This is a genomic window from Arcanobacterium buesumense (assembly GCF_012563545.1).
Taxonomy (GTDB): Bacteria; Actinomycetota; Actinomycetes; order Actinomycetales; family Actinomycetaceae; genus Arcanobacterium; species Arcanobacterium buesumense.
In genome coordinates, this window is record NZ_CP050804.1 from 1589145 (window position 1) to 1603611 (window position 14467).

A 14467-nucleotide genomic window follows, 5' to 3' on the forward strand; every position below is an offset into this window, starting at 1 on the left:
AGACTATAGCTATGACTAGACCAGTAACAAAAATTGATGAACTTGCTAATAAATTCAGCCAACAAATTCTTGATAACTCCCCCGAATCTGTCACGTCCCTTGGACTGCCCGGTGCCGATGAATCAACTTTTTCCGATTATTCTCCGGAAGGATCGGCGTACATTGCCGATATTCAACGTGACACGCTAGCGCAATTAGCCCACCTTACCCCAGTTGACGACGTCGATCGCGTCACGGTCGCAGCTATGCGTGAACGACTAGGTCTTGAACTAGAAGATTACGACGCCTACGAATTTGGCGACATCAACAACATCGCTACCCCGCTGCAAGGCATCACCGAAGTTTTTGATCTTATGCCTACGGATACTGCAACCGATTGGGAGCTTATTGCCGCTCGTTTACATAACATCCCCCAGGCACTAGCCGGATGGAAGCAAACCCTAGCTTTACGTACCAACCAAGGCCCCGCTCACGCAAGCCGACAAATCGAGTTAGCTATTGCTGAAGCTATGCATGTTGCTAGCGAGGCTTCCGCACTAACCGCCCTTGCTCAGCGTGGTGCACACGCCTATCCACAGCTGGCGGCCACCCTCAATGAAGGAGCTAACCTAGCCCGCAAAGCTTATGGCGAACTCAGCGATTTCTTGCGTACTGATATTGCACCCCACGGCAGCGAGCGCGATGCTTTTGGCCGCGAGCGCTACGAACGCCGTATACGACAGTTCGTCGGCGCACGTCTTGATCTTGATGAAACATACGAGTGGGGACTCTACGAACTTGATCGGATTATCAACGAACAAACTCGCATCTCTGAAGAGCTCTACGGCCCAGGCGTAAATGTTACCCAAGCAATGGAACGGCTTAATAATGATCCTGCCCGCCAACTCCACGGAACAACACAACTCCAACAGTGGATGCAGCAAATATCGGATCAAGCATTACATGACCTCGACGGCACTCACTTCACAATTCCGGCCCCGATGAAAAAAATCGAATGCATGATCGCCCCTTCAGGCACCGGAGCAATTTACTACACCGGTCCTGCTGATGATTTCTCGCGCCCGGGTCGCATGTGGTGGTCGGTTCCCGACGGCACGGACACTTTCACCACCTGGCAAGAAAAGACCACCGTCTATCACGAAGGAGTGCCCGGGCACCACCTACAAGTCGGTTATGCTACCTACCTTAAAGATCAGCTTAATATGTGGCGCCGGAATTTCTGCTGGGTATCAGGACATGGCGAAGGCTGGGCACTATACGCTGAAGGTTTAATGCGCGAACTGGGATACATGGATGAACCTGGTGACTACATGGGAGTCCTAGACGCCGAACGTCTGCGCGCCTCACGTGTTGTTCTCGATATCGGAGTTCACCTGGAAAAACCCACCCCTTCCCGCTACCAGCACATAAGTCCGGTGTGGAACCGTGATGTGGCGTGGCAGTTTTTACAAGATAACGTTGCGATGGAACGCTCCTTCTTACAGTTTGAGCTCAACCGTTATCTAGGTTGGGCTGGCCAAGCCCCATCATACAAAATCGGCCATCGGTTATGGAAGGAATTGCGCACCCAAGCAGAACAGAAACACGGTGCATCCTTTAACCTTAAAGATTGGCACACCCAAGCACTTTCTCTTGGATCAGTCGGATTAGATGTTCTGCGTGAGGCACTGGCATGAAAAAACTCCTTTTAGGATCTGCTTCCCCGGCCCGCCGGCAAACTCTTATCAATGCCGGTATCACACCCATCGTCCGCATTGCTGACTTAGACGAAGACGCCATCATCAATGACTTCGCCACTAATCATGCAGAGCTCAGCCTACGCCAAAAGGCTCAGGCAGAAGTTCAGCTGCTTGCTACCAGCAAAGCCCAAGCAATTTATGCACTAGTGAAAAACGACGAACCCGCACCCACCGTCGTCGTCGGGTGTGACTCAATGCTAGAGATGAACGGGCGCATCGCCGGGAAACCACACACCCCCGATATTGCTCGTCAACGACTACGAGAAATGAGCGGAAAAGCCGGATACCTCCATACCGGCCATTGCGTTATCGATACCGCAAGCGGCAGGATCGTTGAAGGCGTCTCAACAGCAACAGTTCATATCGCACACCTGACCGATCACGATATTGAGGCCTACATCGCAACCGGAGAACCACTCAATGTGGCCGGATCCTTCACTATTGACGGGTTCGGGGGCCCATTTGTCGAACGAATCGAAGGCGATTATCACGGCATAGTCGGTTTATCATTACCGCTTTTGCGAACTTTACTCGCCGAACTTGGCCACTCCATCACGGAGTTCTGGTCACACTAACCACAAGTAAGGGGGCGTATGTACATACGCCCCCAACTACTCCTACACTTGGTAATCTAACGGTTCTTTAAATCCCGAATAGCTTTTCGTGCGCTGTCCCAACGGCACCCAATCACGCAACTGTGAACCAATATACACTTGGCGCGGCCGGCCGATCTTTTGCGTTGGATCGTCCACAAGCTCGTGATATTGCGCAATCCAGCCCGGCAATCGCCCTAAAGCAAACAACGGCGTGAACATCTTCGTCGGAAAACCCATTGCCTTATATATAAGACCAGAATAAAAATCAACATTCGGATAAAGATTACGTCCAATAAAGTACTCGTCTTCAAGCGCAACTTGCTCTAATTCACGTGCCATATCGAAAAGTTCTTCATCTCCAGATAAGGCTCCCAGCACATCGTCGGCAATACCTTTAACAATCGTGGCTCGCGGATCATAATTCTTATAAACCCGGTGCCCAAATCCCATGAGTTTAATATGATTCTTTTTATCTTTAACTTGAGAGACGAAATCACGGATCGGGGTGCCAGAGTCCCGCAAATGAGACAACATTGACAGCACTGCTTCGTTTGCGCCCCCATGGAGCGGCCCCGAAAGAGCTCCTACCCCAGCAGCTACTGAAGCATAAATATTTGCCTGCGAAGAACCCACCAACCGAACTGTTGACGTAGAACAATTTTGTTCATGATCAGCATGCAAAATAAAAAGCTTATCTAACGCATTGACGATAATCGGATCGACGTCGTTATTCTGGTAAGGAAGAGCGAAAGTCATCCGAATGAAATCTTCTGTATAGGATTTAGCTGTATCTGGATATAGCAACGGCAACCCAGTAGCTCGTTTAGAAATATAAGCAACCATCGTGGGCAATTTAGCCAACAAAATGACCGTAGCTAGGTTGCGCTGTTCGATATCTGTTGGGTCGAGAGTATCTTCATAATAAGTTCCCAGACCAGCCACACCAGCTTGCAAAATCGACATCGGGTGGCCCGAGGACGGAAAAGCAGTAAAGAATGATCGAAAATCTTCATGCAATAACGTATGGCGTTTAATCCGATGCGTGAAAGATGCCAATGATTCTACGTCAGGTAGCTGACCATAAATCAATAAATACGCAACCTCCAAAAAAGAGCAATGCGCGGCAAGTTGCTCAATAGGATACCCGCGATAACGTAAGATTCCAGCATCACCATCAATATAGGTAATCTCTGAAGTACACGATGCAGTATTAGTAAACCCCGGATCTAGCGTTACCGTGCCGGTACTGGCTAACATCGAGTTAATTTTAAAACCATCATTGCCTAATATCGCTTCAACGCGTTCGAGTTCCAGATTTTGGCCGTCAACTGCCAGATGTGCATTGCTTGCCATTCTCCGCCTCCTTTTATCGTCGCTACCGTTCGACGACGAATCGGTACGATATAGATCACATTACCGCAATTTCTTCAAAATGTTTTGATATTGAGATAAATTAGTGGAATAAAAATCCCCGACCCAGCATGCTTAAGCATTGACTGAATCGGGGATAGTACCGATTTAATCGTTGATTCCTTGCGGAAGATCGGCAATTAACGGATGATCCTTTGCAATCGGGCCAAGTTTGGTCGCCCCGCCAGGAGAACCCAAATCATCAAAGAATTCTACATTCGCCCGATAATACTCGCTCCACTCTTGTGGAAGATCGTCTTCATAATAGATTGCTTCAGTTGGACACACCGGCTCACAAGCTCCACAATCAACACATTCATCTGGGTGAATGTAGAGGGTTCGTTCGCCTTCGTAGATGCAGTCAACGGGACATTCGTCAACGCATGCCCGATCTTTGACATCTACACACGGCAATGCGATTACGTACGTCATGAGATCCTCTTTCTATTCTTCACGCTGTATCAATTATCAGCCCACGTGCGCTATAACGCTAGTCGACTAGTCATTCTCGGTCGTTTACCTCATTTTATTGACATGTCACTGCATGAGTAGGGCTGTAATGAACAACCTTTCGTGAATCTTCTACAACTTCGCCATGCAAGGACACAGTTCGCCCAACTTCTATCGAAAAACCATCCTTCTTATATGTTGACGGTTCACAATCAGCAGCTGGATTAGTCCTCGTTTCTGCCGGAACCACCCCATAGGGTTGACCTTGATGAATGGAAACATCAAAATACTTCGTTGACCATAGTCGAGTAGTAAGCTTTTGACCATCAACAAACGACTCAAGCACTACTCCATATGGGGTGGTATTCTTCCACTTCACATAAATGTGGTCATACCACAAAGTTGATTCAAGGCCTTTAGGATAACGATCATAATAAACCGTATGCGGCGTGTGCGCGACATCTTCTAATCCCGCACGATAGCCAACATTAAACACATTCGTTGCCAATTGAGATAAGCCACCACCTAATGCGGTAGAAGCAAATCCGTTGACAAAAACTCCAGACGAAACAAATCCCCGCGATTCTTCCAACGGACCCAGTGCCGTTTGTAAATCAAATGTTTCCCCCGGGCGCACAAGTGTGTTCGCCACATATTGAGAACCCACGATAAGATTCGTTGTCCGCACCTGATCTGAGGTAATCGGCGTCGAAATTTCGGACACAATTTCTGTAATTCCAAGTTTTTCAATATCTGCAGTACTTACTTGGGGATTAACCACATCAATACTTGCAGTTATCGTCCTATTTTTTGTACTCACCACTTGACGAAGATCAGCAGTAAATGATTGCGCATTAAGAGTTTCGCCGTCACTTGCTGGGGTAATCTTAACCGCAGAGTTTTCAATTTCAACCCGTGCATCAGAAGGAAGCGCCAATAGACCTGGCTGTAAATTATCGATTAAAGCACGCAACTTATCGCCGTCTACCGTGAATTCAACAGAATCTGAATAGGTAATATCAATCAAGTCACCAATATTCACCGGCGTCAATTGCACAAGATGATCTTTCACGTTAACCGATATGTCATCACTTAATAGTGGCGTTAGTACCGAGTCGATAAACTCTTGTGCCACTGAGGATGTAATGTGTGCTTCTTGAGAGGTTGAGGGAAGAAGTAACGGATCTCCTCCAGCTAGCCACGATTGAGCAATCACTTTTTGTGCCCCTTGCTCATCTAGCACAACCCCATCGCGAGCTTGTGACAAGCTAGCCTGCCCCTGTTCAATGGTGATATGCGCATCAAGAGCCTCTTGATTCACCGCAGTTGCGAGGGCCTGAAGCTGGTCCATAACCGCTTGAGAATCACTTCTCACATAGGCAAAATAGTTTTCACCGCCGAATAAATGCCGCCAGATGCGTGCCGGATTTAGGGAAAAACCGGTCAAGCCGGTGAGTGTCTTATCGTAGTCAACCGCTAAGTGCATTGCTTGCGGATCAAGGAAAGCCTGATCATGGTCAATACCTGCGATAGTAACTTCACGAGGTTGTATTAGTGCTTCATGGAGTTCAGTTTCTAACGTATGACGTGCTTGTTTCGCCGTCTGCCCAGAGACATCCACCCCTGAAATGGTTGTTCCTCCGGGGATTTGCCCAGCTAGCGAGTACGCTAAACCAACGTATAGCATAACGACGATGGCGAAAATTCCGCCCACGAGGAACATCCGTGATCGCACTAGCGAAGAATTTTTATGGTTCGTCACTACTTCTCAATTTCTGCAGTGCTCGTCTGACAACCTTCTTCTCGTCTACCACGATCAAACAAAGCCGGAAGCACACTGCTCACTGCTAACAACACAAGCCAAGCCTCTAAAGCCCAGGAATGATCAGTGTACAAGATATCGTCACTGAGTGGTGTAATAAGCATTACTCCAGTAACAATAACCAGTGTTAGCCCGTAGCACAGCCAACCGAGCCGATCTGCTATCCGATAAACAAACCAGGCACCGGAAGCTACTAACCCGGAGGCCATAATCAACCCAATAATTGGTTGATCAAGCGGGCCGGAATAGGCAACAAGAGATAATACTGCAGAAAGGGCTCCAACTAGTATCCCACTAATAGCGCGCAGCATATTATTGTGTTTACTTTCCAGCTGCCCGCTTACGGCGTGCGGCTTCACGTAAACGTTCTGTGGTATTGAGAATAACCTTTCGCACGCGCACAACTTCAGGTGTTACTTCAATGCACTCATCATCTGCAGCAAATTCGATACATTCTTCAAGAGTCAGCTTGCGCCGTGCTTGAAGCGTTTCAAAAGCATCTGCCGTAGCCGAACGCATATTCGTCATTTCTTTAGCCTTGACGACGTTGACTTCCATATCTTCGTTGCGCGGATTCTCACCCACGATTTGACCTTCATATGTTTCTTCGCCTGGATCGACGAAGAACGTTCCGCGATCTTCTAGACGTTGGAGTGAGAAGGCGGTTACTTGACCGGCACGATCGGAGACAAGTGAACCCGTATTGCGCGATTCAATTGTTCCAGCCCATGGCGCGTAACCTTCTGAAATAGAGGCCGCAATGCCGGTTCCACGAGTTTGTGTCAGGAATTGTGTACGGAATCCAATCATTCCACGCGAAGGCAAACTAAATTCCATACGCACCCAACCACTTCCGTGATTGGACATAGTGATCATTTGGCCTTTACGTGCTGCCATTAATTGGGTAACTGCACCAAGATGTTCTTCTGGTACGTCGATTGTGGCACGCTCCCAAGGTTCATGAATGACACCATCGATAACTCGTTTAACAACTTGTGGTTTACCAACAGTGAGTTCAAAGCCCTCACGGCGCATGGTTTCAACCAGGATCGCGAGCGCGAGTTCACCACGATCTTGGACTTCCCAAGCATCTGGTCGATCAGTGGGGAGCACGCGGATCGAGACGTTGCCAACGAGTTCTTGTGTGAGACGATCACGAACTTGACGTGCGGTAAGCTTGTGCCCTTTTACTTTGCCAGCTAATGGCGAAGTGTTAATTCCGATAGTCATCGAGATAGCCGGATCGTCAATATGGATCCTAGGCATTGGGCGTGGATCTTCCAAATCAACTAAGGTTTCGCCGATCATAATATTGGGCATTCCAGCAACCGCTACGATATCTCCAGGTCCGGCTGTTGTGGCTGGAACACGTTCCAGACCTTGGGTTCGTAAAAGCTCGGTAATGTGGACACGTTCAATGTCCGAATCTGGACCATTAGCTAAACCAACCCAAGCGCCTTTCTTCAACTCTCCAGAATAGACGCGGATGAGCGCTAATCGGCCTAAGAACGGCGAAGCGTCAAGGTTAGTCACTTGCCCAACAAGTGGTGCGTCTTCTTCATAAGTTGGCGCTGGGATATGTTCCAGAATCGCCCGGAAGAGGGGTTCAAGATTTTCATTAGCCGGCAGTTGGCCGTCTTCTGGCTGTACGGTATCTGCGCGTCCAGCTTTAGCGGCAGCAAAAATTACCGGAATATCAAGGATTTTATCCAAATCAAGATCCGGATTATCAATATCGGAAGCCAAATTGAGCAATAGATCTTGAGCTTCTTCAATAACTTCAGAAATCCGAGCGTCTGGCCGATCTACCTTGTTAATGACTGTAATAACCGGCTTATTTGCTTCTAGTGCTTTGCGTAGCACAAAACGGGTTTGCGGCAGCGGACCTTCCGAGGCGTCAACGAGAAGAACCACACCATCCACCATAGATAGTCCACGCTCTACTTCACCGGAGAAATCGGCGTGCCCAGGGGTGTCAATAACATTAATTGTGATGCCTTCTGGCGCCCCGAAATCTTTAGCTGACGGACCATGATAGGTAATAGCGGTGTTTTTGGCGAGAATGGTGATTCCTTTTTCCCGTTCCAAATCCCCCGAATCCATGACGCGCTCGCCAGTTTTTTCGACTGTAGCACGCGCATCAAATGCGCCGCCTTGCCACAGCATGCCATCTACGAGTGTGGTTTTACCGTGGTCAACGTGTGCAACAATAGCAACGTTTCGCAAATCGGCGCGTGTTTGAATCATAAAAGTCCCTTGATATAAATTGTTTTTACCTAGTGCAAGTCTACGACGCTACCGGCATACACTTCGCTTAGATACAACGAAATGCGAGCGAACGAACAACCTGAGAGAATAAGAGATATGAATGTAACCTTACGCGGTGAAAACAGCCACTTTTGGGCTTATCTCTTATGGATCTTATCCCTTGTTATCCTTGGAGCTTCGGCTTGGAACGGCGGATGGCGAGAGTTGCTTTTTGCTCTTCCAGTTGCCATGTTCTTGTCTTTTGTGGGCTGGGTTGGCTGGTGGAACCCTCGCCTTATTGTGCGTCCACAAGGTTTACATGTCATTAACTTAGCTCGGGAATACTATATTCCATGGTCAGATGTCGTAGAAGTGATGAATCGTTGGGGGCTCTATATTCACACACGTTCGGGAAAGAAGATTCCGGTGTGGGTGTTGCCAAGCCGTGTGGGATTGTTGTACAACTCGTGGCGTGAGCCAAAGCGTAGCTTGCCCCATCCGATCGATTGGACTGCAGCTGAACCGCAAGAGCTCATCGTTCCATTGCCGTTCGTCGCCGATTCGTTAATGGCTCGTACCCACGCAATCCGCTCTGATTCGTCGTTACGACGACGGTTAGCACTCGAAGGCGACACATGGGAAACGACGACGGTGCGCTTCCTTCCGCTTTCAATTTTAGGAACATTGATTCTTTTTATCTGCGCCGTAGCAACCTTTATCTTTTAGTCTTGCTGCCAGGTGTGCCAAAGTTTTGCGTACTGCCCACCTTGAGCAACAAGCTCGTCATGGGTTCCTATCTCAGCTATTTTTCCGTCAATCATCACGCACACGCGATCAGCGTCGTATGCCGTATAAAGCCGGTGCGCAATCGAGATAACGGTTCGTCCAGCCATCACTTTTGCTAGGGCTCGTTCTGTTGAACGTGCCGCACGCGAATCGAGTAGCGAGGTTGCTTCATCTAAAATAACCACATCTGGATCAAGCAAAACAATTCGCGCTAATGCTAGCTGTTGTGCCTGGTCTGGTGGCAGGTCACGGTGACCAGAACCAACAAGTGTTTCTAAACCATCTGGTAAGTCACGCACCCATGTTGCCTCAACAGTATCGAGCGCATCCCATAGTCGTATATCGCGTGCGTTCGCAGCCGCAAACCTCAGATTATCAGCGATAGTTCCAACAAAAATATGATTTTCTTGGGTTACTAGCGCCACTGTGGAGTGCATATATTTTTCTTCTATTTCCGTCACCTCAACACCACCAATACGCACATGACCTGACGATGGTGGGGTCACTCCAGCGATTAACCGGCCTAGTGTTGACTTACCTGCTCCCGATGGACCAACAATAGCCAGCCGTTCGCCAGGCTTGATATCTAGGGTGACATCCTTGAGAACCGGAGTATCTGCCCGATAAGCGAATGAGAGCTCCTCGATATTGATTGCTTCGCCAATCGGCAAATCTACACCAGCCACCCGATCTGGCCGAACTTGCGCAACTCCAAAAATACGCGCCAAGGCAACTGCAGCGAACTGTATTTCGTCAATCCACCAAGAAAGCTCATCAATGGGACCACGTAGTTGTTGGGCATACAGTGCCACCGTTGTCACCGCACCTACCGTGACGTAGCCTAAACCAATAAGCCAGGATCCCCACACCACCGCGATAATCATCGGAGAATACAGCACAACGATCATGGCAAAGGAGAAGATGGCCCGCATTAAGGCGGTGTATCGCTCATTTGTCCACTGCTCATTGAGTAATGTCATCGTTCGCGAAATACGATGATCGCGCATATTCAAAGCGTCAACTGTGCCAGCTTGTTCTACAGTTTCGGTAATATCGCCTGATATTTCAGCTTCTAACGCGGAAGATGCTAGGTAGGCAGCAATTGTGCGTCGTAAGTACCGGCGCACAATGAAAAATACTGGCACGAATGACAAGCTGACAACAAAACCAACTCGCCAGTCCACAAGTAGCGCGGCAATCACGGTGATGACGATTTGCATCACTAACATCACGATGCGGGAAATCCCTCGGCGTACCAAGAATTCGATACGGTTAACATCGGTTGTCGTCCGGCCAAGCAGATCACCAGTACCAGCAGATTCTACGATTGATAGTGGCAAATGTGTCACGGCACTGACTAATTCGACGCGCACATGATGGAAGACTTTTTGCCCTAATACTCGAGAAGCATACTCACCGGCTCCAGCAGCTAAGGATTGAACAATAACCGCTACAACCAAAATAATAATATTGGTGCGAATAACCGATAAGGGCATACCAGCGTTGACAGCATCAAACGAATGGCCAATGATCCATGGCGTAACAACACTAGCTATCGCAACGAGTGACTGAATGAGGAGCACACCAGCAACATCAGTTTTGAATTTTACGACGAGTTGGACGAGCCTACGCCTGATAGTAGCGTTTTGGGCAATAGGCAGTTTCACTTTTGCTCACCCCTTTCGCTGTTAGCCTCACGCCGATGTACCAGCGCCACATAGGACGGGTCTTTACTCAGCTCCTGATGCGTTCCACGCAATCGTTGACTACCGTCGTCGTTGAGCATTATGACGGTGTCAGCGTGGTGAAGCATGATTGGCGAAGATGATACGACTAGTGTTGTTTTATCTGCCCGGTATTGAGTCAAGGCCTGGGCAATACGCATTTCCGTATGTGAATCAACGGCCGAGGTTGGCTCGATAGCGATAAGAATCGGAGCTTGGGTAAGCACGGCGCGAGCTAATGCCAATCGTTGGCGCTGACCGCCTGACAGAGAGCGTCCACGCTCAGCTACGTAACCGTCTAAACCACCGTCAAGCCCATTCACAATATCTCCGGCTTCCGCAACCTTTAACGCTTCATAGAGCTGAGCATCATCGGCTGCTAGTGGATGGAAACTATGTTCTCGTGTTGCAATCCCAGAACCGTCACCAGTATCTGCCATCTGCACCGCAATGGGCCGTGGGAGTAAGTTATCTGCACGAGCACCCTGAAGATTTGATCGCAACCGCCCCTGAAATAGTTGTGCCACAGCATCTGATAACACAATTGCATTGCGCACATCGGGCAACGGCAGTTGTGCTAATGCGACAACATGAGAGCCATCATCAGCACGAATATCATACGAATCGTCAGTGCGTGCTAAACGCCGCGCGAACTCAGCACCAGCCTCTGGCCGGCCACATACCACAACCGTCAATCGGCCTGGATATATGCTTATTCCCGTCATGGAATCGGTCAGCGTTGCTTGGCGCCAGTCAATCACTGGTGGCGAAGTAAGAAGTTGGGCGTCGTTCGTCGTCGAACCAACGGATAAAATCCGGGAAATCCGCCGAGCACCTACTTTGGCATCCGCTAATACTTGAAAGAATTGTGTTGCCGCTGACACCGGAACTGAAAGGTAGGCTGTATAACCATAAAAGGCAACAAGTTGCCCATAGGTTAACTGCTCTTGATAAACCTGATAGATCCCTAACGAGATAACAATAGCGGAAAATAGCGCTGGCACGGCAGTTGTTAATCCGCCTAGCACAGCCTGGATAAACGAAGCTTGAATTCCAGTTTCCATAACATGGTGTGATTGGGCGCGATAGCGTTCGTTATACACATCCTCACCACCAACACCCCGGATAACACGTAAGCCAACCACGGCATCAGCTGCCAACGTCGTCAGCTTTCCGCGTTCTTCTCGATTAACATATAACCGTTGTTGGAGTGGACGAATTAAGAAACTCATTAATCCCACAACAACCGGTAGCCCGAGTGTGACAACTAAACCAAGAGCAACATTGGTACGGATCATTATCACTGCAATAACCGCAAATGCAACTGTTGCCGCTATTGTCTGTGTAATACCACTAATAAAATTACCTATTTTGTCAGCGTCAGACGTGGTTGCCGAAACAATTTCACCTGCGGAAAGTGGTTCTTTTTTAGTCAGTTGTCGCCCAGAGACATGACTAACGAGACGACGACGCCAGCTGTAAGTGCCACGGAGCCACACGAGTAAGACGAATGGCCCGCTTAAACTGCCAACAGCTCGAACGAAAATAACTCCGCACATGAGCAGTGCACCTGGTAGTAGCGCTGATGTCAGTCCGCTCTCAATACCAGAATCTAGGAAAATGCCCAGCGCCCACGGCACTAAGGCAGAACCGACGAACATGAGTAAGGAACCGAGGATAGCAACTGTCAGTAATTGCCAATTATCTCGCAGCGTTGAGGAAATGATATGTACTCTATCTGCACGAATCTGTTGTGGAAAATCGCTAAATCTCGGCCATGTTTTGGGCTGGGGGCCAACTTCATAGATACGTTGAGTGACAGTACTATGAGCCTTCTTTTTCATCTTACATGTCCTCTTTTCATTGACCTATTCCCCGCTCTGTATTGTCACTGTTGTTATAAAACAGTTGTGATGGCAAGACTGGTTTCCCAGTCTTGCCATCAGAACTGTTTAAGTACCTAGGTGTGCCTTAACACATTAGGATGCTCACTCGGTGTAGCCGATCTTCTCTGGAAGGAAGGTCTCGAAGGCCTTCGCACCGTAGTTAGCCAAGTTGGCTGGAACAGCGGTGAGGCTTGCACGGTAGTAGAGCGGGATGGTCATAACGTTGTCCCAAATGATCTTATCGACTTCATTGGTCATCTCGATACGCTTCTCGTTATCAGTTTCAGCGGAGATCTTTTCGACGTATTCGTCAATCTTTGGATCGGAAACCATGGAGAAGTTCGAAGCTGAACCAGTGCCGTAAATCTGACCGATGTTCGCCATTGGGTATGGCGTTCCGCGCCAACCGAATGCGATTGACTCAAATTCGCCAGCCTCAAGGACATTGGAGAATTCTGATGGCGGTACATCAGCGAAGACAACATTAATACCGATGTTCTTCATGTGCTCCTTAAAGAGCGCAGCAGCAGATTCGGATGTTGGAATACCAGTTAGACGGGTGAACTTAAAGGAAAGTTCCTTGCCGTCCTTTTCGAAGAACTTGGTGGTCTCGTTCATCTTGTAACCGAGATCTTCCAGATCCTTCATTGCGCCTTCTGGATCGAACTTCACTGAGTGATCTTCGTATCCGGCCTGGCCTGGCATGAAGAAGTGGTTACCAAGCGAAAGATCGAGTCCTTCAACTGGGAGACCAGCCATGTCAGTGGTCAGGAAGTCTGCCGAGTCAATACCCTTTTGTACTGCTTGGCGAACCTTAACGTCCTTGAGTGCCTCAGCGTTAGAGTTGAGGGTGATGTGGCGCCAAGAGGTTGAAGCCGACTGCTTAATTGCAGCGTTCTGGCGGCCCTTAACTAGCTCATAGGTTGCGGCATCAATGATTTGGTCAACGACGTCGAGCTCGTTATTAGCAAAGGCGTTTGCTTGTGCCTTGTTATCAAGAACTGAGATCGTAATAGTATCTAGCTTTGGCTTTTCGCCCCACCACATGTCATTACGCTCAAGAGTAATACGCTTGGTACCCTGGTCAATGCTCTTAAACTTGAACGGACCAGAAATAAGGTTGTTCAGAACGTTGACATCTGGAACCCAGCCTTCATTGAACATAGCTGGATCGGAGGTACCTGCAGCTGGCAGTGCGCCACTGAGGACTGATGACCAGTCTGGGTATTCACGATCGAACTTAGCGATAACTTCAAATTCGTCCTTACCCTGTTCGATAGAGACGATGTGCTCCCAACCGTCAGTTGATGCACAGTCAAAGCCGGTATCATCCGACTTACATGCATTCCAGTTTGCCTGGTAGTCAGCAACCGAAATCGGGGTGCCATCATTCCACTTAGCTTCTGGGTTGAGTTCGAGGGTAACGGTCATCTTAGAATCGCCGTCTTCCTTCTTCTCAACATTGTAGGACTCTAGATAATCCTTATTGACATCCCACGTGCCATCTTCAGCGAAAATGAGGTTGCCACCAGAAATCTTGGCGTACATATCGCTTACTTCAACGTTGTTACCGTTGACGTGAAGTGGGTTGAAATTCGTTGGCATCGCTGCGATAGCAAGACGAAGATCGCCGCCATCCTTGAGCTTTGCAGAATCGACGCGGTTAACATCCGACGTCGGTAGAGCGGCGGACTTGCCGCCTTCTGACGATTCCGACGACGCTGGGCCGGAACACGCGCTGAGTACAAGCGCGGAGGCTGCTACTAAAGCAAAGCCTGCTTTCTTAATTGTCATATGGTCCTCCTCT

The 14467-nt window shown here is 48.7% G+C and carries 11 protein-coding genes; 3 read left to right on the top strand and 8 right to left on the bottom strand.

The features are described from left to right. The first annotated feature begins 11 nt into the window (after window positions 1-11). Both HC352_RS07380 and HC352_RS07385 read left to right on the top strand, forming a co-directional pair. Entirely contained in the window at window positions 12-1676 is a 1665-nt protein-coding gene (locus HC352_RS07380) for a DUF885 domain-containing protein (RefSeq protein WP_168918270.1), read from the top strand. After that, window positions 1673-2314 (top strand): Maf family protein, encoded by a 642-nt coding sequence (locus tag HC352_RS07385; protein ID WP_168918271.1) that lies wholly within the window; start codon window positions 1673-1675, stop codon window positions 2312-2314. Before HC352_RS07380 ends, HC352_RS07385 begins: the two co-directional genes overlap by 4 nt. 42 nt (window positions 2315-2356) lie before the next feature. On the opposite strand, the gene HC352_RS07390 is transcribed toward HC352_RS07385, so the two are convergent. From HC352_RS07390 to typA, 5 genes are all read right to left on the bottom strand, one after another. Continuing rightward, window positions 2357-3688, bottom strand: a complete 1332-nt coding sequence (locus HC352_RS07390) for a citrate synthase (RefSeq protein ID WP_168918272.1) — start codon at window positions 3686-3688, stop codon at window positions 2357-2359. 165 nt (window positions 3689-3853) lie between these two features. Beyond that, window positions 3854-4177, bottom strand: a complete 324-nt coding sequence (gene fdxA, locus HC352_RS07395) for a ferredoxin (protein ID WP_168918273.1) — start codon at window positions 4175-4177, stop codon at window positions 3854-3856. Between the two features lie 94 nt (window positions 4178-4271). Then, complete coding sequence (locus HC352_RS07400; RefSeq protein WP_168918274.1) at window positions 4272-5957, bottom strand: VanW family protein; 1686 nt, start codon at window positions 5955-5957, stop codon at window positions 4272-4274. Further along, a complete protein-coding gene (locus HC352_RS07405; protein ID WP_168918275.1) occupies window positions 5957-6328 on the bottom strand; it encodes a hypothetical protein in 372 nt (123 codons plus the stop codon). Before HC352_RS07405 ends, HC352_RS07400 begins: the two co-directional genes overlap by 1 nt. 10 nt (window positions 6329-6338) lie before the next feature. After that, window positions 6339-8261, bottom strand: coding sequence for a translational GTPase TypA (gene typA, locus HC352_RS07410; RefSeq protein ID WP_168918644.1), 1923 nt, complete (start codon window positions 8259-8261; stop codon window positions 6339-6341). A gap of 120 nt (window positions 8262-8381) precedes the next feature. On the opposite strand from typA, the gene HC352_RS07415 reads away from it, so the two are divergent. Next, a complete protein-coding gene (locus tag HC352_RS07415; protein ID WP_168918276.1) occupies window positions 8382-8990 on the top strand; it encodes a PH domain-containing protein in 609 nt (202 codons plus the stop codon). Here the strand turns inward: HC352_RS07415 and HC352_RS07420 are convergent. From HC352_RS07420 to HC352_RS07430, 3 genes are all read right to left on the bottom strand, one after another. After that, window positions 8987-10717 (bottom strand): ABC transporter ATP-binding protein, encoded by a 1731-nt coding sequence (locus HC352_RS07420; protein WP_168918277.1) that lies wholly within the window; start codon window positions 10715-10717, stop codon window positions 8987-8989. The genes HC352_RS07415 and HC352_RS07420 overlap by 4 nt on opposite strands. Continuing rightward, complete coding sequence (locus tag HC352_RS07425; protein WP_168918278.1) at window positions 10714-12618, bottom strand: ABC transporter ATP-binding protein; 1905 nt, start codon at window positions 12616-12618, stop codon at window positions 10714-10716. The genes HC352_RS07420 and HC352_RS07425 overlap by 4 nt, the downstream gene beginning before the upstream one ends. Before the next feature lie 144 nt (window positions 12619-12762). Next, complete coding sequence (locus HC352_RS07430) at window positions 12763-14454, bottom strand: ABC transporter family substrate-binding protein (protein WP_168918279.1); 1692 nt, start codon at window positions 14452-14454, stop codon at window positions 12763-12765. Window positions 14455-14467: the final 13 nt, after the last annotated feature.